At 57.8% G+C, this 26,016-nt stretch carries 24 protein-coding genes; 9 read left to right on the plus strand and 15 right to left on the minus strand.

Annotation, left to right across the window (positions count from 1 at the left end):
• Positions 1–11: 11 nt before the first annotated feature.
• Entirely contained in the window at positions 12–1,808 is a 1,797-nt protein-coding gene (locus tag FHS54_RS06375; RefSeq protein ID WP_167302976.1) for an assimilatory sulfite reductase (NADPH) flavoprotein subunit, read from the minus strand.
• A 365-nt stretch (positions 1,809–2,173) separates the two neighbouring features.
• Here FHS54_RS06375 and FHS54_RS06380 point away from each other — a divergent pair, with 365 nt between their 5' ends.
• Positions 2,174–2,989, plus strand: coding sequence for a universal stress protein (locus tag FHS54_RS06380; RefSeq protein ID WP_243855678.1), 816 nt, complete (start codon positions 2,174–2,176; stop codon positions 2,987–2,989).
• 387 nt (positions 2,990–3,376) lie between these two features.
• On the opposite strand, the gene FHS54_RS06385 is transcribed toward FHS54_RS06380, so the two are convergent.
• On the minus strand, positions 3,377–5,176 hold the full coding sequence (locus FHS54_RS06385) for a chloride channel protein (protein WP_167302977.1): 1,800 nt from the start codon (positions 5,174–5,176) through the stop codon (positions 3,377–3,379).
• 75 nt (positions 5,177–5,251) lie between these two features.
• On the opposite strand from FHS54_RS06385, the gene FHS54_RS06390 reads away from it, so the two are divergent.
• Both FHS54_RS06390 and FHS54_RS06395 read left to right on the plus strand, forming a co-directional pair.
• On the plus strand, positions 5,252–5,692 hold the full coding sequence (locus FHS54_RS06390) for a MarR family transcriptional regulator (RefSeq protein WP_167302978.1): 441 nt from the start codon (positions 5,252–5,254) through the stop codon (positions 5,690–5,692).
• 123 nt (positions 5,693–5,815) lie between these two features.
• Positions 5,816–6,088, plus strand: a complete 273-nt coding sequence (locus tag FHS54_RS06395; protein WP_167302979.1) for a hypothetical protein — start codon at positions 5,816–5,818, stop codon at positions 6,086–6,088.
• 419 nt (positions 6,089–6,507) lie between these two features.
• Here the strand turns inward: FHS54_RS06395 and FHS54_RS06400 are convergent, their stop codons facing one another.
• The 3 genes from FHS54_RS06400 to mreB form a co-directional block, all read right to left on the minus strand.
• Positions 6,508–7,269, minus strand: coding sequence for a CoA-transferase subunit beta (locus FHS54_RS06400; protein WP_167303585.1), 762 nt, complete (start codon positions 7,267–7,269; stop codon positions 6,508–6,510).
• A 13-nt stretch (positions 7,270–7,282) separates the two neighbouring features.
• Complete coding sequence (locus FHS54_RS06405) at positions 7,283–8,149, minus strand: CoA transferase subunit A (RefSeq protein WP_243855679.1); 867 nt, start codon at positions 8,147–8,149, stop codon at positions 7,283–7,285.
• 590 nt (positions 8,150–8,739) lie between these two features.
• Positions 8,740–9,843: a rod shape-determining protein gene (gene mreB, locus FHS54_RS06410; protein WP_341785948.1), complete on the minus strand. Its 1,104-nt coding sequence runs from the start codon at positions 9,841–9,843 to the stop codon at positions 8,740–8,742.
• A 238-nt stretch (positions 9,844–10,081) separates the two neighbouring features.
• Between mreB and rnk the strand changes: the two genes are divergently transcribed.
• From rnk to FHS54_RS06430, 4 genes are all read left to right on the plus strand, one after another.
• The gene (gene rnk, locus FHS54_RS06415; RefSeq protein ID WP_167302981.1) at positions 10,082–10,486 is read left to right on the plus strand and encodes a nucleoside diphosphate kinase regulator; all 405 of its coding nucleotides are present in this window, start codon (positions 10,082–10,084) and stop codon (positions 10,484–10,486) included.
• A gap of 492 nt (positions 10,487–10,978) precedes the next feature.
• Complete coding sequence (locus FHS54_RS06420) at positions 10,979–11,650, plus strand: uroporphyrinogen-III synthase (RefSeq protein ID WP_167302982.1); 672 nt, start codon at positions 10,979–10,981, stop codon at positions 11,648–11,650.
• Positions 11,651–12,882: 1,232 nt separating this feature from the next.
• Entirely contained in the window at positions 12,883–13,476 is a 594-nt protein-coding gene (locus tag FHS54_RS06425; RefSeq protein ID WP_167302983.1) for a hypothetical protein, read from the plus strand.
• Positions 13,477–13,723: 247 nt separating this feature from the next.
• A complete protein-coding gene (locus tag FHS54_RS06430; RefSeq protein WP_167302984.1) occupies positions 13,724–14,089 on the plus strand; it encodes an STAS/SEC14 domain-containing protein in 366 nt (121 codons plus the stop codon).
• 63 nt (positions 14,090–14,152) lie between these two features.
• On the opposite strand, the gene FHS54_RS06435 is transcribed toward FHS54_RS06430, so the two are convergent.
• Genes FHS54_RS06435 through FHS54_RS06450 form a run of 4 tightly spaced genes read right to left on the minus strand, consistent with a single transcriptional unit; the run spans position 14,153 to position 15,895 of the window.
• Complete coding sequence (locus tag FHS54_RS06435; protein WP_167302985.1) at positions 14,153–14,449, minus strand: TehB family protein; 297 nt, start codon at positions 14,447–14,449, stop codon at positions 14,153–14,155.
• Entirely contained in the window at positions 14,446–14,826 is a 381-nt protein-coding gene (locus tag FHS54_RS06440; RefSeq protein ID WP_167302986.1) for a group III truncated hemoglobin, read from the minus strand. The genes FHS54_RS06435 and FHS54_RS06440 overlap by 4 nt, the downstream gene beginning before the upstream one ends.
• Complete coding sequence (locus FHS54_RS06445) at positions 14,823–15,176, minus strand: histidine kinase (RefSeq protein ID WP_167302987.1); 354 nt, start codon at positions 15,174–15,176, stop codon at positions 14,823–14,825. Before FHS54_RS06445 ends, FHS54_RS06440 begins: the two co-directional genes overlap by 4 nt.
• Positions 15,177–15,205: 29 nt before the next feature.
• Entirely contained in the window at positions 15,206–15,895 is a 690-nt protein-coding gene (locus FHS54_RS06450) for an alternative oxidase (RefSeq protein WP_167302988.1), read from the minus strand.
• A 148-nt stretch (positions 15,896–16,043) separates the two neighbouring features.
• Here FHS54_RS06450 and FHS54_RS06455 point away from each other — a divergent pair, with 148 nt between their 5' ends.
• Together FHS54_RS06455 and fixJ are read left to right on the plus strand one after the other, a co-directional pair.
• Positions 16,044–17,552 carry a PAS domain S-box protein gene (locus FHS54_RS06455; RefSeq protein ID WP_341785949.1) on the plus strand — a complete coding sequence of 503 codons (1,509 nt, stop codon included), beginning with the start codon at positions 16,044–16,046 and terminating at the stop codon, positions 17,550–17,552.
• Positions 17,539–18,153: a response regulator FixJ gene (fixJ, locus tag FHS54_RS06460; protein ID WP_167302989.1), complete on the plus strand. Its 615-nt coding sequence runs from the start codon at positions 17,539–17,541 to the stop codon at positions 18,151–18,153. The genes FHS54_RS06455 and fixJ overlap by 14 nt, the downstream gene beginning before the upstream one ends.
• A gap of 575 nt (positions 18,154–18,728) precedes the next feature.
• On the opposite strand, the gene FHS54_RS06465 is transcribed toward fixJ, so the two are convergent.
• The 6 genes from FHS54_RS06465 to FHS54_RS16350 all read right to left on the minus strand — a co-directional run bounded on the left by FHS54_RS06465 (position 18,729) and on the right by FHS54_RS16350 (position 25,850).
• Entirely contained in the window at positions 18,729–19,664 is a 936-nt protein-coding gene (locus FHS54_RS06465) for a hypothetical protein (protein WP_167302990.1), read from the minus strand.
• Between the two features lie 123 nt (positions 19,665–19,787).
• Positions 19,788–20,048 (minus strand): hypothetical protein, encoded by a 261-nt coding sequence (locus FHS54_RS06470; protein ID WP_167302991.1) that lies wholly within the window; start codon positions 20,046–20,048, stop codon positions 19,788–19,790.
• Positions 20,038–20,736: a MerR family transcriptional regulator gene (locus FHS54_RS06475; RefSeq protein ID WP_167302992.1), complete on the minus strand. Its 699-nt coding sequence runs from the start codon at positions 20,734–20,736 to the stop codon at positions 20,038–20,040. The genes FHS54_RS06470 and FHS54_RS06475 overlap by 11 nt, the downstream gene beginning before the upstream one ends.
• 487 nt (positions 20,737–21,223) lie before the next feature.
• The gene (locus FHS54_RS16345; protein ID WP_208404808.1) at positions 21,224–23,434 is read right to left on the minus strand and encodes a hypothetical protein; all 2,211 of its coding nucleotides are present in this window, start codon (positions 23,432–23,434) and stop codon (positions 21,224–21,226) included.
• Between the two features lie 37 nt (positions 23,435–23,471).
• On the minus strand, positions 23,472–24,422 hold the full coding sequence (locus tag FHS54_RS06485; RefSeq protein ID WP_167302993.1) for an HNH endonuclease family protein: 951 nt from the start codon (positions 24,420–24,422) through the stop codon (positions 23,472–23,474).
• Between the two features lie 3 nt (positions 24,423–24,425).
• Entirely contained in the window at positions 24,426–25,850 is a 1,425-nt protein-coding gene (locus FHS54_RS16350) for an AAA family ATPase (RefSeq protein WP_208404809.1), read from the minus strand.
• Positions 25,851–26,016: the final 166 nt, after the last annotated feature.

Below are 26,016 nucleotides of genomic sequence, written 5' to 3' on the forward strand. Positions count from 1 at the left end.
ATCCGGCCTCTTCAATAGACATCGCGCTGGTAGCGGTGATCGGCCTGGAGGGAGCGGACATAATCCTCAGCTGCCTCGCGGCCCGTATGAGCTTCACGTGCCACAATATCGACCAGAGCATTGTGGACGTCAGGTGCAAGATTGGCGGCGTCGCCGCAGACGTAAACATGCGCTCCTTCCTCAAGCCAAGCGAAGATTTCGTGGCTCTGCTCTTTCAAACGGTGCTGAACATAGACTTTGTCAGCGCTATCACGTGAGAAGGCGACGTCCATGCGCGTTAGCGTCCCGTCCTTCAGCCAACTCTGCCACTCGCGTTGGTATAGAAAGTCGGTGCGAAAGTTTCGCTCGCCAAAGAACAGCCAGCTTTTGCCGGAGACACCCTTCGCCTCACGATCTTGCAGGAAAGCTCGATAGGGCGCGACGCCTGTTCCAGCTCCGATCATCAAGATCGGCGCATCATCTGCGGGCAGCCGGAAGTGCTGATTGCTCTGGATGTACACAGGCAAAGCGCTGTCGATATGCGCCCGATCCGCAAGCAGGCCGGAGGCAACCCCGCTGCGCCGGACACCGTGTAGGGTGTATCGAACCGGCGCGATCGTGAGATGAGCTTCGTTGGGTGCTGCGCTAAGGCTCGAAGCCAGGGAATAGAGACGTGGCTGAAGCGGCCGAAGTGCCGAGATAAAACTCTGCGCTTTGATGCCTTGCACGGGGAAACGGCGGACCAGATCGATCAGATGGTGCGTGCGCAGAAACACCGAACGATCACCGGCGCGGTCCTCATCCTGCAACTGCTTGAGCAGCGGCGCACCGCTGACGAGGGCCCAAAAATCAATGAAGCGCGGTGTTGCTGCCGTGATTTCGAGTCGCGAGGTCAAAGCTTCACCGAGGGTGCAGTGGCTACCTTTCAGCTCAAGATCGGCTTCGGCAGAAAGCCCGACCGCATCTAGCAACTCGGCAACGATGGCGGGATCGTTCTGGACCGCGACGCCCAAAGCATCGCCGGGTTCGTAGGTGAGGCCAGAGCCTGCCAGTGAGAATTCAAGGTGCCGGGTTTCCTTGGATGAGCCGCGGCCAACGATCGCGATTTTCTCGATGATCGTAGCTGGGAAAGGGTTGCGTTTGTCGTAAGTCGCTGTGGGCGCGCAGGCGACTGTACTGAACAGATTGGCGGTGGGTAGGCGGTCTCCCGTGGCTTCGGCCACAAGCGCATTGAGTATGGACGCGATCCAGGCTTTCGCAGGTTCTTCAAAATCCACATCGCAGTCGACACGGGGGGTGAGGCGCTTGGCACCGAGTTCCTCGAAGCGCTGATCAAGCCGTTTTCCTGCCTGACAATAATATTCATAGGTTGAATCGCCGAGTGCGAGCACGGCGAACCTAACCTCTTCGAGACTGGGCGCTTTGCGCCCTTCGGCAAACTCAAAGAAGCCCGTTGCTGGCTGTGGCGGGTCGCCTTCACCATATGTGCTGACGATGATCAGCAGATCCTGCTCCTGACCAAGCTGACGAACTTTATAGTTTGCCATATCGCACAGGGTGCAGCTCAGTCCCTTGTCGATAGCGGAGGCCAAGAGCGTCCTGGCAACCTCAGCGGCATTGCCGGTCTCGGTGCCGTAAAGAATAGTAAGCGTGCGTGCCGCTGCTGAGGCAGTCGAATGCGGCTGCGGGGTTCGGAGACCGGCTTCAAGCCCGGCGAAATAGCCGCTGAGCCAACGCGCCTGCATTCCATCGAGTGAGTGGGTTATTTTCTCGACCAGAGTCCATTGGTCCGGGGTGAGGATGTTCCCAGAAAGTTCATTTGCAGACAAGCGCTCGTTCCTTAAGGTACAGCTTCTTCTCCTGGCACTGGGTCTTCAAGACGATGGCCCAGCACGCCGTTGAGGCTCCTTCAGGTGTGCGCATCACCCAGCCATGAGGCAAACGAATATTATTCATGCTTCACAGCAAGCATTTTGCTGAATGATTCTGGGAATTGCTGGCCGTTCAACAAACCTCGCCGACACGCCGCTCGAGGGATGGCAAACCAACATAGCAAAATCTTTGTCGTTAAGCGGCAATAGCATTCGCTTGTGCGCAGAGAAATCTAGCCCATGATGATCATGCTCTCGTTCCGCAGCGAGGCGTGCAGCCTCTCTCGAGATATTGTCGGAGTGGTTAGCGTTCGAAGGAGGATATGATGGCCTGGACCAACATATTGGTGCCCGTTCTGGGGGCCAGAAGTGATGCAGATACGCTGTCCTTCGCTAAAGCCCTTGCCACCCGATTTGGTGCGACGATCTCAGTGGTATTCGCCGCGCCATCGCCGACCAGTCTGTTTAACTGGGTGCCGCTGGAAGGCGGACTAAGTGTGACCGAGATGGCTGTCACCGCCATCGAAGAGGAGACGGACAAGGTCAGGGCTACTTGCCGCCGTCTCCTCACGGAACTGGACTATCCTAAAACGCTGTTCGAGGAAGTGATCACCGATGACTGGCTCGGTCTTAGGTCCGCTGTGCGCTTAGCCGACGTCGTGATATGGGACCGAGCGGCTGCCGAGGGTAATGGCCTATTCGCTGGCGCATTCCAGCAGATTTTGCTTGATGAACGGCGGCCCGCTTTCCTTGCCGACAGGCCGCCCGTGATGGGCGGCACTATGGCAATCGCATGGGATGGCGGCAGGGAAGCCTCTCGAGCCTTGCGTCGCGCCGTCCCGTTGCTCAGATATGCTGACCGCGTGGTTCTCATTACCGTGCTCGATGACAGGGCGCAGTCCGGCGGAGCGCGAGGAGTTCGGTATCTTCTGGATCAGGGGATACGTGTCGAAACTCAGATGGTGCATACCGAAGAGGACACGGGTCCGGCAATAATCGGGGCAGTCACGAAGATGGACGCAAACTTGTTGGTGGCAGGTGCGTTTGGTCACCCGCGGCTTCATCGGTTCATTTTCGGGGGTACGACCCAATATCTTCTCGCAAGCAAGCGCCGTCCCGCCCTGTTTTTGTCCCACTAAGAGAGTCCATCATCGCTACTGCCACGTAGGCGCAGATTGCCGGAACCTGCGGCTGGGTAAAGCGCAGCAGGATGTGTTTACTGGTTTAGAAGTTGCGTTGCCCACATGGGAGGCGTGGCGCACTGTGCTGTTATTCTAAGATGAGGGAAGACGAGATTCCTGGCTGTGTTTTTGCAGGTAATGCTCTCACCCTTGTTCTGGTGCTTCCCGATTTTCCCACGCCATTTCGCTGCGCAGCTTTACGCCGGTGGACCGGGCGATCAGAACGGCCAAGATCCCGACTTCTTGCATCTGATGACAAGGTGGTCTGACATAGTCTTTCGAACTGCCGGCGTCATGATCATGGCGTTCGGAGTTGCACTCGCGGAATGTTGGCGCTTTTTCACCTTAGTTCGAAATTGGGTTGGTTGAGCTTTGCTGTGCTGATTTGAAAACGAAACGTGATCGGCCAGTTTCCGCCTGCCTGTGGGCACCGCGCGCTTTGAGCAGATCCTGGCGTGAGAGTATGCCGATCACGCGATGTGTGTCTCTCTCGACAATGGGTATGCGCCCGATCCCGCTGTCAATGATCAGGTCCGCCACGACGCCCGAAGGAGTGTCGGCGAAGGCGACCGGTTGTGCGGCGTCTGAAATTGCTTCGCTGAGCGGAGTCTCCGCTTCGCGGGGATCAACCTGCCAGCGCAGAGCGTCGGTTCTTGAAACCAGACCAATGAGACGTTGCTCCTCATCTACTACGGGATAGCTGCGATGGCGGGCGTCGCCCGAGAAGAAGTTTAGCGCCTCCGACTTGGTCATGGATCCCGGCAAGGTATCGGGATTCTCCGTCATAAGCTGCCCTGCTTGCAGCAGGTCGAGAGCATCGACCGTATATTCCTGAAGTATGTGGCGACCGCGGCGGGCAATCTTTTCAGTCAGGATAGACCGCTTCATTAAAAGGACGCTAACACCATAAGCTGCTGCCGCAGACGTCACCGTAAACGGCAGGGCGCTGAAATGAGCAGTGAGCTCAGCGGCAAACATGGCGCCCGTTAGTGGGGCGCGCATCGCTCCGCTCATGATGCCCGCCATACCTATCATAGCCCAGAAGCCCGCATCCCCTGGGAGAAATTGGCCCATGAGAAAGCCTGCTGCACCGCCCAGGATGAGGAGGGGAGCGAGCACACCGCCAGACGTTCCAGACCCCAGCGCGATCAGCCAGGCCACAGCTTTGACGACAAGCAACGCCATCGCGACCCTCAGAGTAAGTGAGCCGTTCAGCAACGCATCGATGTTGCCGTAACCAGCTCCCAGAACGTGGGCGTCGATCAAACCTCCCACACCTACGGCAATCGCTCCGATCGCTGGCCACCACATCCAGTGCACGGGCAGCTTATGAAAGAGATCCTCGATATAGTATAGTGAGCTGGAAAGCAGTGTGGCCTGCAGACCGACTCCAATTCCCACAGCTGCCGCTGCTAACAAATCCCAGTCCGTTTTTGGAATAAGGCCTGCCATGGGGAACATTGGGCCTGAGCCCAGCAGGTGAGGGCGCAAAGCGAAGGCTACCATCACAGCGACGACCACAGGCACGAAGCTGCGCGGCTTCCATTCGAAAAGCAAGACTTCGATGGCGAGCAGAATAGCGGCAAGCGGCGTTCCGAATATTGCCGTCATTCCCGCCGCTGCGCCAGCTACAAGTAAGGTTTTGCGTTCGGCAGCGCTCAGATGGAAGCATTGCGCGAACAGGGATCCGATAGCGCCGCCGGTCATGATAATTGGCCCCTCCGCACCAAATGGTCCTCCGCTGCCGATCGAAATGGCCGATGATAATGGCTTGAGCAGAGCGACTTTGACCGAAAGGCGGCTTTCGCCGAAGAGGATCGTCTCGATCGCTTCGGGAATGCCATGTCCCCTTATCTTTTCGGAACCAAAACGTGCCATCAGCCCGACGATGAGGCTTCCCAGAATAGGTACGGCGACCACCCACAAACCAACGGTAGCATCCGTGATGTGTACCTCGTCGATGGAAAAGCGCCTGAACCAGAAGAGATTGGTAGCAAAGGCAATGAGCTTAACAAGGATCCAGGCACCCATGGCCCCGCCAGAGCCAACCACAACGGCCATAGCCGCGAGCAGCAGCATGCGTCGATCGACGCTATGATCGCCCAGTTTATGGTGTTCGATGGCGCGTGCAGGTGTAGGTGACATTAAAATAACTGGCCCTTCTCAGCGAGAGAGGGCATTTATATCGTAGTGCGATCATATACAACCGTGGAGAATGATGTGCGTGCCAAAGCCGATCCACTTCAAGATTCCGACTATGCAGCATTGGCGAAGTTTCGGCACGCGATTCGCCATTTTCAGGCGTTCAGCGAGGTTCAAGCAGCCGAGGTCGGGCTTACGCCACAGCAGCACCAAGTGCTCTTAGCAATTCGGGCCGCCTCTCCCGACGAAGCCACGGTAGGGCATGTGGCCGAAAGATTGGTGTTGAAACCACATAGTGCGACTGGTCTTGTGGATCGCTTGGTAGCCTTGGGCCTTGTTGCACGCGAAGCAGCGAGCAATGATCGCCGGCGTGCGATGCTGCGCCTCACCGACAGAGCGTATGAGATCCTCGCCGACCTTTCGGCAGTGCATCGTGACGAAATAGGGAGATTGAAGCCTCTGTTGCTCGATATCCTTAGCGAATTCGATGTTGTGTATGACCGCCATGGGGGTGAATAAGGCGCATCAGCAGCGACAAACTGCTTGCGGACGACGAGAGGCAGGCCTGTGACGCCCTTGCATTCTGTATCGTAAGACGATATAGTTTAATGGCGGGCGTTTGGCAGATCGGTGGAGGAGCGCATGACCCTGCTCGAGATCCTCGGTGGCGCGTTCGTTGACGTTGTCGGAAGCCTGCTCGCTGCATTCCTGCTTTGTTATCTTAGCTGGAACGCCTTCAAACTCGTACACCACCCGGAAATTGGTGTCCCGTTTCTGCTTTGCCTAGGTTGGATCGGCTTGCGCCATCATCTGACGGCGAGTACCTTTGTGCAAATGGTCGTCGTATATACAGGCCTAGGTGCATTGATTTTATGGCCGGTTGGTCGAAAGTGGCATAGAGACCAAAGTTCTTAAAATGAGAAAAGGAGAGGTAGATGGATCAATTGGATTAGGATTTTTCGGTTCATCCCGCACCTTACCCCGTTATCATTGGGTGCATCAGTGAGGACCGCGAGCCATCTATTGCAGAGGTACTGCGTGTAGCCAGGCGCATCCGCCGGGAGGCGTATCCCGCGGCCAAAAAGCTTAGTTCCAGGCACCGGCGTGGAATAGTTTTGAGCGCCCTGGCAGCTCTCGGGATCGCGCAGGAACGTTGAGGTCCCTGCTCGCGAGGAATATTTCTTGTACCATTTGGTGACGAAAAGCCGCTCTTTCGCGAACGGCAGGGTGCGCATCGGTCGACAAGCATCGACGACGAAAACCTGCCGCGCTTCTTAGGGCACGGCAGAATACTCATTCGTCCTTATTCTCACCTCAACCAGATGCTACTTCGTTCATGACCTCTTTCTTTTCTCCTCCGGATCCAGTTGAGATATAATCGCCAGCTGCTCGGGTGTAGGCATGCAAGTTGTGGGGATTGGCGCAGAAGGGCAAGTAACAGGAAATCCCGTATTGTCCTGAACCTCGTCAAACGTGACGCCTGGATGCAGTGATCTGATACGGATTGAATGATGAGTTCCGCCGAAGTCGAGGACGCATAGCTCTGTGACAATCAATCTGAGATCAAGCCCTTTGGGCATTTGTCCGCGTGGGTATCGATCAGGATTATATCCGGCCATGCAGACGAAATCGACCTCCCCTTCAACAAAGACACGTTTGTTGTGCTTCGGGAAAAAGAAGCTATTCGGGTGGCAAATGGAATTGCCGGGAAAGCCTCTCACGCCAAGCATGGCAGTCCGAGGTTTCTTATGATCCCCGATAACGCTGATGTTTGCCTGGCCGTAGCGATCGATCTGTACCGGCGTAACCATCGCATGGCGCTTTCCGCTCCAAAGTGTTGAAAACACGCGGTCGTAATTTGCCGGTCCTTCGTACACGGGTTGTTGATGACTTTGGCCTAGAGGAAGCGGTTCGGAGGTGTACCATGCCTCGCCATCCGTAATCTGAATGGCGGGACTAAACGTATGCTTTGCCAGACCTGCCGCGATCCGCGGGATCGGGCCTATTCCGGTCACCATGATTTCACCTGCATCCCGCCAAGCTTCAGCGCAGGCAGTAATCATCAATTCCGAAAGGGGGTGACTTGAGTTGCTCATGTTCAACGATCTTTCAGTAAATCGGCTTTGGTAGGCTGGACACTTTAGACGGCCCGCCCACGGCGGATAGATACGAAGCTTCATCTACATTGATGAAGTTAGATTTGTAGTCGTCCCATTGTTCGGCAGAGCTGGCACTTTTTGAGTACAGCCTGAGATGATCGAGGTCGATCTCGTAATCAGGAGATCCGCTTGTTGGGTGGGCGCCGAATGGCACTTCCGCCACGCCGGTTATGAGAGCCCGTTCAACGAGATTGAAGCGACTGTTAGTCTTCATATCCAGTGCTGCCGTTGACACTATTTTCTCGACCGTTACGTAGCTGCGCTCGGAAGCGCGTACGAGCAGTTCGTCAAAAATGGGATCGACACTGAGGTTGAGTATATTTCCACGATCGTCTGAACGATGGGCGTGGATGAGTGCCACGTCAGGCGTGATAGGCGGCATTGCCACCAGTTCTTCCTCATCCTGGTAAGGGCTTGTAATCATTTTGAAGCCAGGCTGATTGATCACATCCGTTCCGATCCCGACGCGCGTCGGCAAAAATGGAAGTTTCATCGCCGCAGCACGCAAACCCCAGTGGAACATGCCCTCGTCGACTTCCCAAACCTGGAATGCGCCTTTTTCCCTAGCCGCTCGGTAATGCGGATCCAGCGGAATATGGTCGAGGGTTACAAACGAGAAGATCAATTTTCTGATCTTGCCGGTAGCGGCGAGTAGCCCAACGTCTGGGCCTCCATATCCTGCGATAACCGTAAGATCTTTCAGGGATGACCGCGCTATTGCACGCACCAGGGCCATCGGCTTGCGTCGCGTAGCCCAGCCTCCCAGTCCAATGCTCATGCCATCGCTTAGCTCGGCGATGATTTCGTCTACCGTCATTACCTTATTTATCATCTTTTATACAACTCGGTCATGCGCGCTTCGTTCTTCACCTGCCCAACGGAGCAGGCAGAGTTGCGAGCTTTGTGATGCAGAAGTGTCGAGGGTCGAGTTATGACCATTCTTGTTGAGGGCCAAAACTTTTGCGCTCGGTCATGGCAGAGGAAAGATCCGGCCAGCAGCATGTGCTGAAAGTGGATCCATAGAGCCAAAAACCCCGGTCCGAAGGCAGCACGCCTCCGGCCGGGGCTTAAATGCCTGCGACGATGCTGCCGGAGTTAAGTTCGCGAGAACGACGAGAGCAGAGACTGCGCATAAGGCATTATCGCCCTGGCGGCGCTCGAAAGTCAAGCGTGGCTTGCAGCACTAAAAATGCTCGTAAGCCTATAACGTTGAAGCCATCGGTCTATTTGCGAGTGTAAGCTGAAATTTTGGGAAGCGCTTAACGGAACGGGGGGATTGCAGCGCGGGGTAGTTGCCTGCGTCTTCAGTATTAGTCTGGAAGTGCACTGATGTGCGGATTTCTTTGCAGTTATGATGCCTCATTGGCGTCGGCTGGGACCTACCACAATTAATCCTCTCTCCTTTGATTATCCTTGCGCAGTTTGGAGGGCAGACTGCAAACCGCGCGCTACACAATGAGCCGGATCCTCAGCGACAAGCACTGGCAGACCGAGCTCCTTCTGAAGTGTCTCAACAAGACGGGGCGTCAAGGCACCGCCACCTGTGAGCAAGGCGCCATGTTCATGCAGATCCTCACTGAGTTCCGGTGGCGTTTGGTTCAATACGTCCCGCACGGTTTCTATGATTTGCCTAACGTGCTTGTCGATCACCTGATCCAGTTCTGACGCGGTAATGTTTAAGGACGTCGGAGCCATGGACACAAGGCTCCGGCCGCGGACTTCGATCAGCTCGTTCGCGCGGTAGTCGCCTTTTAAGGAAGAGAAGTTCCTTTTGATGCGTTCTGCCGTTGGCGCACCAACAAGAATCTTGTGCCGAAGGTGAAGATGATCGGCGATCGCCTTGTTCAATGAGGCCCCTCCCATTCGAACGGAGCGCGTCAGGCAAATTCCGCCCAATGAAAGAACCGCCACCTCGGTGGTGCCCGCGCCACATTCCAGCAGCAACACGCCCGCTGGCTTGTTGATCTGGATCCCGGCGCCAATTGCGGCGACAAGTGGCTCATGAACTAAACGTACGGGAGCCAGTCCGGCATCATCAGCCGCGGTCAGGAGGGCTCGTCGTTCAGCTTGCGTGGCGTCCGCGGGAATGCCGATGAGCGCGCGGAGCCCTCCCATCTGTCTGCGCCCCAGAGCGCGGCGGATAGCATATCGCAACAGCTCGGCCGCAGTGCCGATATCTTGTAAAACGCCCCGCCGTAAGGGTCTTCTCACCTGCAGGCTTGGAGGTGTGCGATCGACCATTGCCTCTGCCGCACTGCCGGCTGCAAAGAGTTGGGGATCAGTTCGAAAATTGGCAAAGCAACAAAGCGAGGGTTCGTCGAAAAGGATGCCGCCATCCCGATGAATTACCCGCAAATTTGCAGTGCCAAAATCGATTGCGAGTTCCGGCCGCCTCAGAGATAAGGAAGAAAGCATCCGTCCGACATAGCGATGATTTCCGCCTTTGTCTCGCCTTTGCCTCGTCCGCGGATTTGTGCCTGGCTGCCCCACACCTGAAGCGCGGTCCGTCATTGGCGGTGTTCCATTACGGGATGTTGTCGGTCAGGTTTGACATTAGCGGGCTACAACGGCATCATGGAAGAATGAAGGCCGGTCACTCTCATCATCGCTTTCGCCACCACGGGGGGCAGCTTCTCGCGGGCATGTAGCCCCGGGTTCCGGTGCTTGGTGCCCTGAACTCGGGGCTCGGATCGAAAACAAGCTTTGCCTCGCAACAGGGGCGTGAGCGCTCATCCGGAAAGCAAAGTGTATGACCAGCAAGAAGGGGCGTCGCCGCCCGCCTATCCATATGATCGATTCCGAAGCCGACGCGATCACTGATCTCGCAATCGCTGCTGAAAGACGGATTCCGCAGGTGAGCAAGCTTCTCCTAGAGGAAACTGCGCGGGCTCACATTCATTCGGCAGCGCGCATCCCCCAAGACGTTGTGACGATGAACGCCACGGTCGATTTCACCGACGAGACTGGAGAAAAGGCGCACAGCTACCGGCTCGTTTATCCGCGAGAAGCCGACATTTCATCCGGCCGAATATCTATCCTGACGCCGGTTGGTGCTGGTCTCATCGGCCTGAGGGAAGGGCAGTCAATATTGTGCCCGGATCGTGATGGACGCGAGCGAGAGCTTAAAATCGTCAGGGTGATGCACGAAAGATAGTCTATTGTTCATTCAAATTACGGGTTGTTTGCGCGCAGCCAGATGTTTGAACACCAGTGGGGAGCGGATAGGGCCACTGCGCCGACCTTTGTAGCACTGTTCAGGCGATAGTCTTACTTAGAAGAAAAGCGGGCACGAAAACTTGCCGCTGCGGATGTCGAGGGAATGCATGCTTGCCTTTCCTGCTCTGCACTCTACATTAGACGGATGTTCGTTAGCAGGAAACACGAGAGACCGGCGCGCCGGTCTGGAAGCAGCGCGCTGTCGCGCGCCTAAGCCCTGACGCCGATCGCGTCGGGGCCGTTCCCTCCTTTCTGCCTCCACTGGGCGCCATCGGCGCCAACGTCTGTGTACAAGATGAGATTCACAGGCGTGCGTGAGCAGTAGTCTTCGCGACTGCGGCACATGGGCGGATATTTGCTAGCTAAATTTGTCTGAGAGGCCATCATGGGACCGAAGTTCATATGGGTTACTCGAACAGCACCGTATAACATGCTTACCGCGCATCGGCTGAAGGGGATTGGGCACAAGGCGCTCACAATTCCTCTTCTCACGATCAAGCCAAGGCCTCATGAGGCACTATCTACCCAACCTGATGCGCTCGCGTTTACCAGCATTCACGCTATCGAGCACCACCGCTTGGACCGCCGCTTTCGTGATCTGCCTGTTTTTACAGTTGGCGAGCGAACGGCGAAGCTGGCGCGAGATGCTGGTTATCGTCGGGTGCAATCGGCCGACGGAAATGCGCTTGATCTGGAGATACTGATCAAGGAGCGCATGCCTAAAGGCTCTGAAATCATTTACTATAGTGCTGCTGAGCCTGCGGTGGAACTCGCGCTATCGTTGAACGAGAGAGGTTATGCCGCTCGCCAGATCACCGTTTATGAAAGTCTACGCTCTCCTTCGAACACAATTACTCCCGCATTGGCCGCCATGCCTTGGATGGACGGAGTTCTGATACACTCGGCGAAGGCGGGTAGGATTGTCGCTCAGCTCATAGCCGATTGCGGAGAGCAGTGGCAGGGGACCGCCTATTGCATCTCCGAAGCTGCCGCCGATCCGCTGCGGCATCTTGGACATGGAAGAGTAAATGTTTCTGAAAAGCCTAATGAGCGGGCGATGCTTGATTTGCTAGGTGGAAGGGGCCCTCAGACAAGTTTTTAACTTCGTTAAACTTCGCATTAGCCAATCAACTAAGGCGATATATTCCGTTCATTGTTGAGCCCTTGGCTCTATTAAGGAAATGGCTCTGATCCCATGCCCCGTCGTTCTGAAAAATATGCATCGTCTTCAGCTAATCATGCAGATGCATGCTGCGTCAACGAGTTCGAGGTTAGTGCTGCAGCCTATCCTGATGGCCGAATTGCTGTGCTTCTTTCATATTATCCCAATCTTTCGCGAGAAGAATTGAAAGAGGTCATTGGATTTGTCCGTTCAGCGCGAGACGATCAGATAAGGCGGCTAAGATCCACTCCGGTTAATTCAAGAAAGCTTGACAAATTCCTGCGAGACAACCGAGCACTCATGCCGAATCCGAATGCGAAAACTAGTTCGATTTTCGCGGCTGTTGTCATTATGTCGATCCTACTGTGGATGTTGTGGGACAAGCGACCGCATCCTCTTGCGCCCGTGTCGGATCAGGCTGATGTAAGCCGACAGGCGGGCACATTTGAACGCAAATAGATCAGGAGACCGCAATGTGCGCCGTTTTTGTGAAACCGCGTCCATTTGGGCGCCGGTCTTGCCGCTTCGTAGAACTACTCGATCGATATCCCGACGTCAGAGCCGGTGAGCTCGCTGAGATGATCGAGACATTTCCCCATCTGCCTGCGGCTGAAATCGCCATCATGTCGATAAGTGAAAAATCACATAGAAAGCTGGACAAATTCATCAGAGAGCAGTCGGAAGCTCTTAGGCGCCCATGGCTGAATAGTGGATTGCTAATCCTTATCGCCATCAGCTTTGTAATTTTCCTGTACTGGCTACACTGAAGAATTGTTTATAGTGGAAGAATTCGCGCTTATGCAAGCAAGGATGAGCGGGTAATTAAGAGTACATCGACTAGGCTACGCAATAATGTGCGCATCGGAGAGATCTAGTGCATGAAATTGGGCGATTACTCAACGAGTAGCGGCCCCCGGGTTGCGAGGGAGCGAGCCCGGGGTGGATTTTGAACCTTGTAACGGCAGCGGAGTACGCTGCTCGGGAGTAGCTAATGATCAGCACCGCCGCATATGAACCAGAAGCGCCGCATCAACCTGCAGAGACGGGATCGCCTGAACCACGGGTGATCCCCTTTCCAAAACGGAATTCGCCGCCCGAGCCGACCCCTCCCACCGTACCGGAACCGCCGGCTGCGGCATGATCACCAAATCAGCTAAGGAATAGGTAAGGATATGTCGATCGATGTTTCCGCGGAGTGCGGGACGTTCTTTGTCACCCTTATCAGAGGCGCTGCAGAGCAGGCAGAGGCGATATTGGTAAGGCCAGGTCAGGAGGTGCGCTTAAGAGCGATTCGAGATGATGGGTTTTCAGAATTAGCACGGCTGGAGTTGTCGCCACTGCCGGAAGATCAATATCTCGCCGTTGCGCTTCGCCTCTCGGGCGATGGGGACCGCAAGTCGGCCATATTCGCTGCACTGGCGGACCAATTTCGGTCACCTCCTTTGAGCATCGCCGTGGAAGCTCAGCGCAAGCTTGTCGAAAGCCGTTCAAGCAAGAGTGTGCTGTCGCTGAAGGCAGCCACCGAGGCAGTTGACGCGATCAAGATCGACCTGAGATCGGGCGGGGGCGACTATAGCCGCGCGCTAAGACTTCGAGCGGCCTTCTATTCAGATTTTTGGTGTGATCCGAGGATACCTGCCGCTCCGAAAACTCGCCGCGTTATGCTAGCGATGTCCGAGATATTGAAAGCGCAAGTCAATGTCGAACACGCAGATAGATTGCCAACCTGGAAGAGAACTTCTGTTACAAGAAGTGTTTGTGAATAGTATAGGATAATGTGTGAGCGAGATTTCAATATGACGAGCTACGAGTCTTTTAGAATGAAAGCGGCCCGTTTGATGATCAGAAGGGAACAATCGAATTATCCGCGGTTTCGAGCCTCGTTGCCCTAGAATGGAGAGCGCGCGCTGATCAACATCTGCGAAACTCCGCTACATTTCAGCAGCCTCTCGGACGTCGAGCGCGAATTAATTAAGTATTTTGATGTAAGCAAGTCCGATCAGCGAGGCTCCTATGTACAATTTGGAATTCGACGAACAAACGCGCGTGCTGTTCCAGAGGGCTAGCGGATTTTGGAACCTGGAAGAATTCAGGCGGTATCACGCAGAGTTCGCCGCGCTTCTGAGCCGGATCCGCTCAGATGGGCGACCCATTAAAATGCTATTCGACAGCCGAGACATGCCGCCCCAATCGGCCGAGGTGGTAAACGCATTTTCCAAGATGACCAGCGCAGATGACATGAATGCTGACGGACGGGTCGCGATCCTGGTTTCGGGCATGCTCTCCAAACTGCAGGCCCAGCGGATTTCCGATAATCCGCTTGTCAAGAGTTTCAATGACGAGGCGGAAGCGCGGGCTTGGCTAGCCGAGCCGATCTGAATTCGCTGTTAGGTGAGAACATCTATTTGGCAAATTGCGCCATCCGCACCTATCAGCGCTCCATCATGGCTCCAAACGACTAAATTCAACATGAAAGCGTACCGCACCTAGCGGCTCGACCCGGTGCAAGATGGTCGGCTCCACGACCCCAGGGGGTGTCGCTTCAGACAATATAACTTCTGCCGGCGTTCTGCGTGGATCGGTCACGATATAACGCAGTTCGCCTTCCTCCACGCGGATCAGACCCCAGGTGCCTTCCTTTGTCTGATGGTCGTTCAGCAAAGCTGCCGGTATAGTTTCCTCGGTAAAGGTCGGCGTGCGCTTATAGGGCCTGACCCCGTCAGGAAGCTGATCGATCATGCTTCATTCCTTTCGCGATAGAATTGAACTCCAAGCTGCAGACTTTCCGCGATCCGATCCGCCTTCCGCTGGAAAGCCGTTGCGGCGGCGGGTGAGAGCAGCTCGCCGCTGACCTCATGCCACAGCGCCAACCATCTGGCGAAGTTGTCAGCGGTCATGTGCTCGGCGTGCCGAACATGCGCGACCATCGGTTGCCCCTTGTATCGCCCCGTCGTCAGCATGACCGAGGACCAGAAGTCCTGAAGCTTGCCGAGATGGTGGTGCCAATCGTCTATCGCGCCATTGAAGATCGGTCCTAGGACGCGATCCTGCCGGACCCGCTCGTAAAATGCAGGGACGAGGCGCGCGATATCTTCTTCCTTGATTTCAGTCGTCATGACGCTGCCTTCTGGCTCTGCAGGATCAGGTTCAGGGTTCGCATGAGTTCGTCTTCCAGCAGCGGCTTTTCAATGAGAATGGCGTTCAGCTCCGCGGCTGAAGCGCGAAGCCCGCGGGTGGGATTTGTCGCTAGCAGAATCGCCGGGGTCGCGCATTTCCTCCGAAGCTCGGCAAGTCGTTCAAGCCCCTGCGCGCAGTCCCGATCGACGACAAGCGCAACGGCAGCGGCCGCATCGGATAGGTCCGACCCCGCCGCCGCCTTGATCCCTGCCACCGATAGGGCAAATTCGATTGAGGAGAGGAGCGCTGCATCATCGATGAACAGCAGGACCGGATTGTCGCTGGTCATCTTCGCTCTCCTCTCTCATTCAGCCTGGATCAGGCCGCCTTCTTCCAGATGGGCTCCAGCGGCACGTGGGGCGGGCAGTGGGCGATTGCGCCCACGGGCAGGCCGCCAAGTTCATTGGCAAAGCCATGGTTGACGTCGCGGTGATGAGCCTCGTCCGCCCGGACAACCAGCACCACGTCGCGGAGTGTCGCGCCGTCGGGCAAATTCCAATAGTGCTTGGCGATGTCCGGCGCGGGCACATTGGGGCTGCGGCCTTCGTCGATCTCGGCAAGATAATGGGTGTAGCTGATCACCGCCTCTTCTTCGAAATAGCCGACTACGCGGTGAGCCGTCTTGGCGCTCACCAGATAGAGGGCGAAGAAGAACAGGTAAAATACCCACTGCACGCCCATGATCACCGCGCGCTCGAACCAGGTCGGCTTGGAAATTTCGATGAAGGTCATGAGGTGCATGCGCTCATTTTCCGCCTCGTCCATGAGCGTCTTGATCCAGCCCCTGTCATCGCAGATGCGCCGCAGGCAGGCGAGATGGGTGATGGTCGCACCGACCATGCCGGGCACAGCCGCCACCGTTTCCAGAACGACGGCGCGATGACCATAGCGCGCAGCGAAGAAGGTGTCCGCGCACCAGCGCAACATCTTCGTGAAGCCAAAGGCGACCCGGTCTGACAGCCCTTTGGGCTTGTGATGGACGCCAAGATCGATGAACGGTGCGGTCATGAAACTATCTCCAGATGCGAGCCTGTTTGCTATGACGCTCATCTATGCTGCGGAGCATCGGGGAGAAATTTGGATGTTGTACCTACCGCAAGTCCCCTAAGGGCTTTACCGGAGGCGGAAGCGAAGGGGCTGACCCGATGAGGAGGATGTGAACAAAGCGGCATTTCCTTTCCGGCACATGAGCCTGCCCGCGCCTCCATTTCTGGTGACGCTGGCACTCGCCGCCATCGCTGTGGCGATTGGCGCGGGGGTGCGCATCGCCTTCGCCGCAGAGCTTGGCCAGCGCGCCACCTATATCTTCTTCGTTCCGGCGGTAGTGGTGGCAAGCGCCTTGTCAGGTCTGCGCGGCGGGATCATCGCTTGCATAGCGGGAGCCGCATCAGGGCTACTTTGCGATAGGGCGATCGGTCCTCTGGAAGTCGGAAGCCTCATCGCGGCGGCGGCGTTCGTGGTGATCGGCCTTGCGGTTGCGCTTGGCGGCGAATGGTTCCAGCGAGCGCGGGCAGAGGCGGAACGCGGCACTGCGGCGCTGGCGAGGCGGGAGGCGCATCTGCGCTCGTTGCTCGACACCGTGCCTGACGCCATCATCGTGATCGACGAGGGGGGATTGATACGGGACTTCAGCCCGGCAGCGGAGCGGATGTTCGGTTGGAGCATGGAGGACGTGCGCGGACGGAATGTCAGCATGTTGATGCCCGATCCATATCGATCGGCGCATGATGACTATCTGACCCGCTATTACAAAACGGGCGAGAAGCGGATCATCGGCAAGGGCCGGGTTGTGGTGGGTCAGCGCAAGGACGGATCGACCTTTCCGCTGGAACTGGCCGTCGGAGAGATGCGCGTTGGCGGCCAACGGCATTTCACCGGCTTCATCCGCGATCTTACCGAACGGCAGCAGGCTGAGGCCCGGCTTCAGGAATTGCAGAACGAGCTGGTTCATGTGTCGCGGCTAACGGCGCTCGGCGAAATGGCGTCCGCATTGGCGCATGAATTGAACCAGCCCCTGTCAGCGATTGCCAATTATCTTAAAGGCAGCCGCATGCTGCTGACGCGCGAAGAGGTGCCGCTGGACCGCGTGAGTGAAGCGCTGGAACGGGCAGGTACGGAAGCGTTGCGGGCGGGCGACATTATCCGCCGCCTGCGGGACTTTGTCGCGCGCGGGGAGACGGAGCGGTCGGTCGAAAGCCTGCCCAAGATGGTCGAGGAAGCCAGTGCCCTGGCCCTGGTGGGCGCCAAGGAACATGGCATCCGGGTGCAGTATGAGTTCAGTCCCGAGGTTGATCTGGTTCTGGCGGACAAGGTCCAGATCCAGCAGGTGGTGCTGAACCTCATCCGCAACGCGGTCGACGCAATGACCGATGTCGCGCTGCCCCGTCGCGAACTGCTGATTAAAATTGAGCGTGCGGGCGATAATATGGCGCGGGTTACAGTGGCGGACACAGGCCCCGGGATTGATCCCGATGTAGCTGACCGCCTGTTTCAGCCTTTCATAACGACTAAGCGAACCGGCATGGGGGTCGGCCTTTCCATCTCGCGCACCATTGTCGAGGCGCATGGCGGGCGGATCTGGGTGGAACCGCGGGAGGGCGGCGGCGCGTTGTTTTGCGTCACCCTGCCACGCGTGAGTGAGGAGGATCTGTATGACAGTGAGTGAAGCGATCGTTTACGTCATCGACGATGATGACGGGGCGCGTCATTCGCTGGAGTTCCTGCTCGACTGCGCGGGGATACGGGTGCGCTCCTTTGCTTCCGCCGACACCTTCCTCGCCTCGTCCCCGCCGCTGTCGGGCGCCTGCATCGTCACGGATGTCCGGATGCCCGGCCGCAGCGGCATTGAACTGGTGGAAGAGCTGAGGCGGCGTGGTGCAAACGTGCCGGTCATCGTCATCACCGGCCATGCCGATGTGCCGCTCGCCGTACAGGCAATGCATGCAGGGGTGGCTGACTTCATCGAGAAGCCATTCGATGATGAGGTGATGCTGTCGTCGATCCGCAAGGCGCTTATCCGGCAGGCCGGGGACGTTCAGGCGCAGGCGGAGAAGCAGTCGATAATTGACCGGATCGCCAGCCTCAGCCCGCGCGAGCTGGAGGTGATGGAAGGACTGGTTGCGGGACACGCCAACAAGGCGATCGCCTTTGACTTGGAGATCAGCGCGAGGACCGTGGAGGTTTATCGAGCGAACGTGATGATGAAAATGCAGGTTAAGACGCTGTCGGAACTCGTCCGCATGGTGACGCTGGCAAGATTGGGCTAAAAAGTTGAGTCGCTCGAAAGGAAATAGAGACGGAAAGGCGATGGCGTCCAAACGGCATCATCCTACTTGTCCCTGTCCAGACATTCTCCTGGCGCCCACACTTTTCCGTTCAAGCAGTCTTCCGCTTCTTCCAAGAGCCGAAGTACGAGCGCCTTATCGTGCTGACTAGGCCTGGGACATTTTGCTCAGTCCGCTTTGGAGCATGGATTGTGGAATAGCGGACATACCTAGCTCGGGAACAGATGTCAGCTTAGACGTTCGCGACAGCGCTCCCCATCACGTATGCCTTTCCGCGTGCATCAGCGCCCACGATAGGGACGACACAGGTGAGGACCCGCTCAATCTCCTCGTCGACCGCATTTTGTGCCGCTCGCGCTATGGGCATCCTGAAGTTCATAGCCACTGACTGCGGCCCGACCCGCTTCATGCTCGATAAAACTCGCACCATCGTCATCGGATTCACCTCATGCACGTCCGACGGTGATCTATCGTCCAGAGGGAGGCTCTCATGAGAGTCGCGTCTGCTACCTGTCTGCTCATCGCCCGCTTTCCAATAGCGCGCCACCCAAGCCCTGTCAGAATGCCGACACAGGCAGATAGGCCTCGCCGGTTTCATCTGCATGTCGCCAAACCCGTTCGAGGATTGCGGGTAAACCGCCATCGGTCAGAAGGGCGCGCATGATGTGAGCGCCATCGATGCAGACAAACTTCAACGCGCCCTTTCCATTCATTCCCTGGATCGCTTCCGGGGAGTAGCCATTCACAGAGACGAAAAGGCCACGCGTATCTGCAGACTTTCCCTCGATCTTGTAGTTGAAGGCGCCGAAGTCTGCCCCGGCCACAGGGTCCTTGACCCATTTCGCTTCCAGAAAGCTTGTCCCGGCACGCCAGACGAACGAGCCGTCGATTTGCTCGCCCTTCAGCTTGAAGGATCCCCGTGGCTGCAGGCCTTCATGTTCGAACAAGTCCGACAGGAATGTTTCGAGAAGGTAGCCCCGGGTCTGCGCATTGCCCTCCGCCATCAAGCCCTGGAAACGGTCGCGCAGGCTATCTCGTGCGGTTTGCTTCGCGACCCGAACGCGCTCCTTCTCGCGATGCGCAGCGCGTTCAGCCTCCTCGCGTTGGTCCTTCTGGTGCGCACGCTCGGCCTGTTTGCTGCTGCGATCACTGTTGAGCTTTGCGCGCAAAGCTTCCACTGCTGCTAAGGCCTTGGGGGAGGCGTCCTTGAGGGGCAGGCCGACGAGGTTGGTGATGAGGTTTGCGACCAGACGATCCCCATCAGGTCCTTGCTCCGACAGCGATGCCAGCAGTTCGCGGACTACATATCGTTTCGGAGCTTTGCTAAAGCGGCCACTTTGCGCTGATTTTTGTTCAGCCGCCGCCCGCAACAGAGCAAGACTGGACTGGCTAATGCCAGAGCGAACGATGAAATCGTCTAAGTTGCTGTGGTATTTGAAGCCATCGCTGAGCGCGTCTTCGAGATGTGTCAATGTTATGGCATCAAAGGGCATCGATTTTTTGCTCTGCTTTTGTATCTTTTAAGAACCATCATTTGTCTGAGTGCAATTCGCAAGCGTCTTGCTTCCAAGCCGGGCCGCGGATCACTGGTTCAAGTGCCATCATGCTGCTTCTCGTTAGAACGAGGCGGGCGATGCTGGCAGCCAGGTCACCATGTCCACAAGGAGGGCGGTGGCAGCCGCGCCCACCGGCAGCGCTCCATAAGGTTCTGGCTGAAGAACCACTATGCCGGCGACACCCGCAATGCCGGTCATGAGCCCGAGGCCACCATAGACCATGCACAGGCGCAGCACCGACCAGCGCGCCACCTCGCGGCGCATCTGCTCGAACGCCTCACGCTCCTGCCGGAGTTGCTCGCGGGCCCGCTCAGCTTTCATCTTTGGCCACTCTTGTTCTTTGCGCCTTGCCCGCCGCTATTCTCGTGAGCGCCGCGTCCAGCGCTGGCAGCGTGTCCTGGCATTTGGCTGCAATCTGAAGGAGCGTCCCGTTGACCACCTCGCCGAACGGGAAGATGAGCGCCGGCTCGGCGTAGACGCCGGCCCTTGCCAGCGCGGTGCGCCGCTCCGGGTCGATAGGCCGTTCCTCACTTCCCCATGTGCTTGTTCGCCGATTGAAGAAGCCCATTCCTTCAAAGGGTTCGGTGAAACGCGCGACGAGCATCTCCCGGGCGTCGCCAATGATCCCGCCATATTTGAGGTTGAGGGGAGACATGTTGGACGATCCGATCACCGTGATCTTGACGTCCTCATGCGTCGCCTCCTTCTTGCGGATGGAGAGATGATATTCCCATTCCACGCCGCGGCCGCTGATCAGCAGCTGCTCGGCTTCGTCCGCCAACTCACGCCCCAGGCCCAGTTCCACCCCAAGGTCCGCGACGCGGCGCAGCAGGCCAAGCTTCACAATGTCGAGGGCAGCGTAGAGTCGGCGGCGGCCGCTGCCCGGGTTCTGCTCGCCCAACACGATAACGCCCCGGTTCATCCAGGTCTGGAGCAGCTCCTTCTTCAGCCTTGTGATCTCCAGGACATCGCCCTGGGTGAAATGCTGCTCGGTCAGTATCTGGATCATGGCGGTAAAGTAGCGATGCCACTTTAAAATATCAATGCTATTTTGTATTCGTGGTTGTGCGATGATGGTTGTGGGGCGGTGGCAGGTGAGAGCTGCGTCGGAACAATGGTAAGGAGAGGCGGGGGCGCGGGCGCGGGGCTCGCGGGCTGGCGCCCCGAGCCGCGCTCTGCGCGTCTCGGCCCGGCCGGGCGCGCATCCCTGCCGCGGGGCGGTGGCGGGATGGAGGGTGGCGCGTGTGCGCGCAAGCGAGGTCTGCCGGTTTGGGAAATTGCTCCAGCCATGGGACCTTGGTCGCAGCGGCTGGTGGCGGACCGGTTAAGCGCGCCGCATCCCACTTTGTTCAAGACCGATGACATGCGGACCTATATCTTCTCCACCAGTCTGCAGCGGACTCAGATACGGCGGGCGCCTCCTTCGGGCGAGCCGAAATCTTTGACGACGCTGATGCGGCGGGAGCGTGGCTGAGGGCTAAGGCGGGACGGTCAGCTCAACTCGGGCCTGCTATGGCAGACGATGCAGCCTTGTTGTCTGCGACGTCCTTCTGAACCGGACCATAGCTGGCCAGCATCACGTCCGCGAGCTTCTGTGGGTCGAGGATGCAGGTAACATACTCCAGGCGACGATAGCCGAGGCGGGTTTCGCTGATATGGGGATCGAGCGCTGTCAGCTGCTTCGCCACCACAGAGTTCTGTCCAAGATAAGTACAAAGATCGCTGGTCTGGAATGCCGCTCCCGCCCAGAGCGACAGCGGTTCTTCGCCACCAACAAGGATACCGGCGCTGACGACATTAATGAATTCATGAGCTTGCCGCACAGGGTGGCCCTCAAGGTTGGCCCCGTGGAAGACCCGGTTTGCGATGATGATCCCGGTGTGGATGTGGCTTGTCGGCTTGACGTTCCAGCCCAGCTTGGCAAACAATTGCTTTTGATGGGCCGGTTGCCCGAAGATGCTCGCACGCACGTTGAGCTGATCTCTGCCGACCTTCACATGATCGAAGCTGTTGCGCATCTCGTGCGTCGAGCAGGGGTGATAGGCATTCTTGCATTCGAACAGAAAAAGCGTGTCGTCGCGCCAAGCGACGATGTCGAGCTCCATGTCCTTGCCACCGGCCCTGATCTTGAAGTCGCCGCGTACCTTAAACCCTGCTGCATCCAGGGCTCCGCATACTGCCGCGTGCATCTTGTCGATCCGTCCGAGCGTGCCCTTCCGGAGCCGGTTGGCCACAATCATGTTGCGCACCAGATTAGAGGCTGCAACCACATGGGGGGCGATGGCATAATAGCTGCCGAGATCGATGAACGGCGTATATTGGATGTCTAGATGGTCCTTGCTGAGGTCCATCGTGAGCATCGCGATGATTTGGCGTGCCTTTGCCTCATCCTGAAAAACGAGGTTCAGGTGACGGATCAAACTGTCGTGCGACACGATGACGACCGTCGAGGTATAGGTCAGACGCATGCGTTCAGCCTCGTCTTCGACCTTCTCGATCTCCTTCTGGAAGAGGCAGCTGATGAAATTGAAGTAGCGCTGTAACCGGAAAATATCACCCGACGTCACGCCGTCGCTCAGCGGGAAAAGCAGCTCGGCCGGTTCCGCGAAATGGTCGACATCGAGGATGAGAAGGCTCTCCATCTCCTCGCGGTAAACAGTCTCCGGCTCGAAAAGACCGAAGAGTTGGGGCATCTCCGGGAATCTCAGCCTTATCCGTCTGACAGGCGTCTCGACGCTCTCGATGAACGGCGAGAACAGGTCCTGGGCAAATCCTTCCTCGATCAACTCGCTCAGGCGGGGAGGCGCCTTTTGATCATCGAGCCGTCTGGCTCGCATCATCGTCTGGTTAATGCTCTGAATATAGCCGAGCCGAATCGATTTCTCGATATCGGGATCTGAGGAAAAGATACGCACTGTCTCGCCGTCCAGGCGGGCCTCATAAGGAAGGCCGTCGATCAGCGTCTCGGCCTCCTTGAATTTCACGATCCGCACGGCGGCAAGAAATAATCGCTCATAGACGGCCATGTCTGCTGCGATGGCCTTCTGATCGACGTGGTTGCAGCAGTTGTCGGTGAGCGTGAACAGACCATTATAGGTGGCTATGATCAGCGACACCGCATCCGACAAATCCTCTGAGGAGTAGTGATCGGTGTCGAGCGAGCCCTTCGTCGGATCGTTCAGCCAGCGATGGTAATAGCGGCTGTTAATCACCACAAGAATCGTCTTGATCACCACATCCTTCCTGGTCCGCAGAATCTGGACCATCTCGTGATGAAGGCTGCGCACATTAGGCGCGAGCTTGCTCATCGCGATCAGGGAATTCAGATAGGCCAGCCTGTCCGGGCGGGCGCGGAAGATTGGTTGCAGCTTGATAGCTGCCCTCGCGATGTTCGCGATCAGCGTGGCGTTGAAGCCATATTTCGATGCCCGCAATCTGCCGTGCCGCCGAAGTAGCCCGATTGCCTGATCCGAATCGACAAACATCATGGCAAGTGCTGAAGACATGGCCTCATGAGGCCTGCCACGCTCGAGGTGCCGCTGCAGGATCGGGATGTATGCCTCAAGCGCCTCGTTCAGAACCTTTGACGGGGCAGGGCGTGTCAGACCGCCGAGCACCGCTGCCATCCTGTCCCAGCTTCTGGCATGTAGAAGGGCCGCCGCGATGGTGTCTATCGCTGTGCTATCTGAGACCGGCTGACCCGTCATAGGCTCCATGCTTCCCTTCGATCCCATCAACGCCCTGTCACGGGGCTGCTGTTGGGGGGGGCGCTAGGCGCGCCTTGAACGCATCGAGCCATGCCGATGCCATTGACGCATAGGGCGATCTCTCGTCGGTGGCTGCCTTGAGCTCTTGCAGCGTGCGATCCCGCAGAAGACGCAGACGCGTGGACACGCCCTCCGCGGGCGTGCCGGCGATAGCGTCCTTGGCGGCAGGCTCTTCAAGGCGAGCTATCGAAGCGGCAAGATCAATCGCCATGTCACCCAGAAACTCCAAACGGCGCAGGAGCCGTGTGCGATCCTCGACCAACCGCTGACGGTTCAGTCCGAATATCTGGATAGACACAGCGCCCCGCTCCGCATCGCCAGGAGCTCCGGTCGGGACGATCAGGCCCGCGGGATGCGCCGGGTCGAAGCTATAGCAAAGGAAGCGGGCCGGATCGTCCCGGCAAGGATCGAGGAGAAGGGCGTGCTCGGCCGTGACATCGCCGGTTTCGTCCCTTGCTCTAGTCCCCGTAGCAGCCAGGGGGAAGCTGTCCTTCTTGCCCGCTTGCAGCCGGACGGGCTTTGTTGCCGCGGCAAGGTCGGCAAGATTGGCCGATACCCTGAACAGGCGTTGTTCGCGCTTGCGGTTACAGTCGATGCAGCTGGGCAGCAAATTATCCCACGCCATGGCGAGCCACCAATAGCCCTCATGGGTGTCGTCTTCGGCGACCGCACCCTTGGGCCGATAATGCTCGATATCGACCGGCATCATCGCGGCGTAGGGCGCCTCGCAATAGGCACATTTCCCATGGAATAGGGTCTCGAGCGCCAGCCGCACGTCGGCGCCCTTATAGGCTTTATATTTGAAAGCCTTCTTTTTCGGATCGGGGTCTGTGCGGTGGTCTGCGGCCTTCTTGCGCTCATCCGGCCCAGCACCGCCGGGTTCCAGCGACTGGGGGGCAGCGATGCTGGTGCGATCGACACGGCGCATGGCTCAGAGAAGCTCCAGAGCCCGCAGGATTTCATCCTTGGCCTCCTGCCGCATGGCCTGAAGGGCCGCACTGCTTGCGGCTCGCCGCTTTGCCAGATACTGCGCCACGGCCTCCTGCACGAGCCGATGCACCTCGCTTGAACCAACAGGCAGTGCCGCAGCAATATCCGCCTCGAATGCCCGCAGCACGGGCTCATCCTCTGCCAAGAGCGTGCCGCGCGCCTGTGCGGCGATGAGGTCGCCGATCCGAGCCAGCCTGCGGTCCGAGGCGGCGTCGTCGCTCGACAGCATCTGAAAGAAATCCGAGGTCAGCAATTGCTCCACCCGCAGGGCGCTGACGGGCGGCAGGTCCTTCATGCGCTCGACCAGGATGGGCAGCTGGCTGGGTTGTGTCGTATCGCTTGCCGCGATGCGCTGCAGGACAGCGACCTCACCGTCGCTCATGCCGCGCAGACAGAGCGGATCATGGGTGGTCACGATGAAGGTCATGCCGGGCAAGGCTCTTCGCAGGCTGGTCATGACCTGCACCTTCCAGCGCGGATGGAGATGAGCTTCAATCTCGTCGATCAGCACCACGCCCTGGGCTGTCTGGAAGCTGTCGAAGCTCTCATAAACGGAAGGGTCAAGCAGCCCTTTCATGATGTCGCACACCATGGCGAGCATGGAGCGGAAGCCCGATGAGACAGCCTGCAGAGGCGTGCGGCTGTAGCGTACGGTTCCGCCGGGTTCGGTGAGCGAGGTCACCATCCGCAGCCGTCCCCGCTCACGCTGGATGACATCGAACTCGCCTTCGATGGACAACAGGTCTCGCAATGTTCGGATGACTAGATTGAACGCGTCCTCGGGAAGACGCTTCAGCCATGGCTCGGGATTGGGCAGGGTGCTGCCATCGAACAGGTTACGGATATGCTCATGGGCTGCGGATTTCCGCGTGCCCGACAGATAGCGGCGAAAGGCGCCATAGGCAAAAACGGGAACTTGGCCATTGCCGAAATCGCCTTGAACCTGGGGGGATCCCCTCTCGATTGTCAGGCTGACATGCTGGCCATTCGCGAGCGAGATATCGATGCTCGCGCGGCGAAGCGGACCGGCTCTCTCCACGCCCAGCTGCGTGGGGTCGAGAACCAGCCCCGACCAGCGCAGGCCAAGCCGACTTCGAGCCTGTGGCGGTGCGAGCGCAAGCGCGATCGCCTCCAAGATTGAACTTTTGCCCGTCGCATTCTCGCCCAGGATCACGAGCGAGGGCGCGGAGGGCAGGGAGGGATCATCCAGCGAACGCTGTGGCGACTGGAAAGCAAGGTTTAGATGCTCGATGGATTTGAAGTTGCTGATCTCGACAGAGGCAAGCGGTGTCCGCAGGGAGAAAATCCGGCCCAGCCCCCAGCGGCCGCCCCGTAGCCCGTCGTCCTCCATCGCGAGGGCGGACATTGCATCCTGGAATTCGGCCTTCGCATCCGGCTGATTGGCAAGCCTTGCGAAGTAGGCTTGAATATATGGCCGGGTCGTGCGCCACCGCCGCCCGGTGGCGCCGTTAAGCCACCGTGCGAGACGGCGCAGAAGCAGATACCATGTCCCGCCAAAGGGCATGGCTCCG

Origin of the sequence: Sphingobium vermicomposti (genome assembly GCF_011762025.1) — a bacterium.
In the GTDB taxonomy this organism is placed as follows: Bacteria; Pseudomonadota; Alphaproteobacteria; order Sphingomonadales; family Sphingomonadaceae; genus Sphingobium; species Sphingobium vermicomposti.

Coding starts and splice junctions, on each gene's coding strand:
- FHS54_RS06380 (WP_243855678.1), top strand. CDS start 2,174: ATGATGGCCTGGACCAACATATTGGTGCCCGTTCTGGGGGCCAGAAGT.
- FHS54_RS06385 (WP_167302977.1), bottom strand. CDS start 5,176: ATGTCACCTACACCTGCACGCGCCATCGAACACCATAAACTGGGCGAT.
- FHS54_RS06395 (WP_167302979.1), top strand. CDS start 5,816: ATGACCCTGCTCGAGATCCTCGGTGGCGCGTTCGTTGACGTTGTCGGA.
- FHS54_RS06400 (WP_167303585.1), bottom strand. CDS start 7,269: ATGAGCAACTCAAGTCACCCCCTTTCGGAATTGATGATTACTGCCTGC.
- FHS54_RS06405 (WP_243855679.1), bottom strand. CDS start 8,149: ATGACGGTAGACGAAATCATCGCCGAGCTAAGCGATGGCATGAGCATT.
- mreB (WP_341785948.1), bottom strand. CDS start 9,843: ATGACGGACCGCGCTTCAGGTGTGGGGCAGCCAGGCACAAATCCGCGG.
- rnk (WP_167302981.1), top strand. CDS start 10,082: ATGACCAGCAAGAAGGGGCGTCGCCGCCCGCCTATCCATATGATCGAT.
- FHS54_RS06420 (WP_167302982.1), top strand. CDS start 10,979: ATGCTTACCGCGCATCGGCTGAAGGGGATTGGGCACAAGGCGCTCACA.
- FHS54_RS06425 (WP_167302983.1), top strand. CDS start 12,883: ATGTCGATCGATGTTTCCGCGGAGTGCGGGACGTTCTTTGTCACCCTT.
- FHS54_RS06430 (WP_167302984.1), top strand. CDS start 13,724: ATGTACAATTTGGAATTCGACGAACAAACGCGCGTGCTGTTCCAGAGG.
- FHS54_RS06435 (WP_167302985.1), bottom strand. CDS start 14,449: ATGATCGATCAGCTTCCTGACGGGGTCAGGCCCTATAAGCGCACGCCG.
- FHS54_RS06440 (WP_167302986.1), bottom strand. CDS start 14,826: ATGACGACTGAAATCAAGGAAGAAGATATCGCGCGCCTCGTCCCTGCA.
- FHS54_RS06445 (WP_167302987.1), bottom strand. CDS start 15,176: ATGACCAGCGACAATCCGGTCCTGCTGTTCATCGATGATGCAGCGCTC.
- FHS54_RS06450 (WP_167302988.1), bottom strand. CDS start 15,895: ATGACCGCACCGTTCATCGATCTTGGCGTCCATCACAAGCCCAAAGGG.
- fixJ (WP_167302989.1), top strand. CDS start 17,539: ATGACAGTGAGTGAAGCGATCGTTTACGTCATCGACGATGATGACGGG.
- FHS54_RS06465 (WP_167302990.1), bottom strand. CDS start 19,664: ATGCCCTTTGATGCCATAACATTGACACATCTCGAAGACGCGCTCAGC.
- FHS54_RS06470 (WP_167302991.1), bottom strand. CDS start 20,048: ATGAAAGCTGAGCGGGCCCGCGAGCAACTCCGGCAGGAGCGTGAGGCG.
- FHS54_RS06475 (WP_167302992.1), bottom strand. CDS start 20,736: ATGATCCAGATACTGACCGAGCAGCATTTCACCCAGGGCGATGTCCTG.
- FHS54_RS16345 (WP_208404808.1), bottom strand. CDS start 23,434: ATGACGGGTCAGCCGGTCTCAGATAGCACAGCGATAGACACCATCGCG.
- FHS54_RS06485 (WP_167302993.1), bottom strand. CDS start 24,422: ATGCGCCGTGTCGATCGCACCAGCATCGCTGCCCCCCAGTCGCTGGAA.
- FHS54_RS16350 (WP_208404809.1), bottom strand. CDS start 25,850: ATGTCCGCCCTCGCGATGGAGGACGACGGGCTACGGGGCGGCCGCTGG.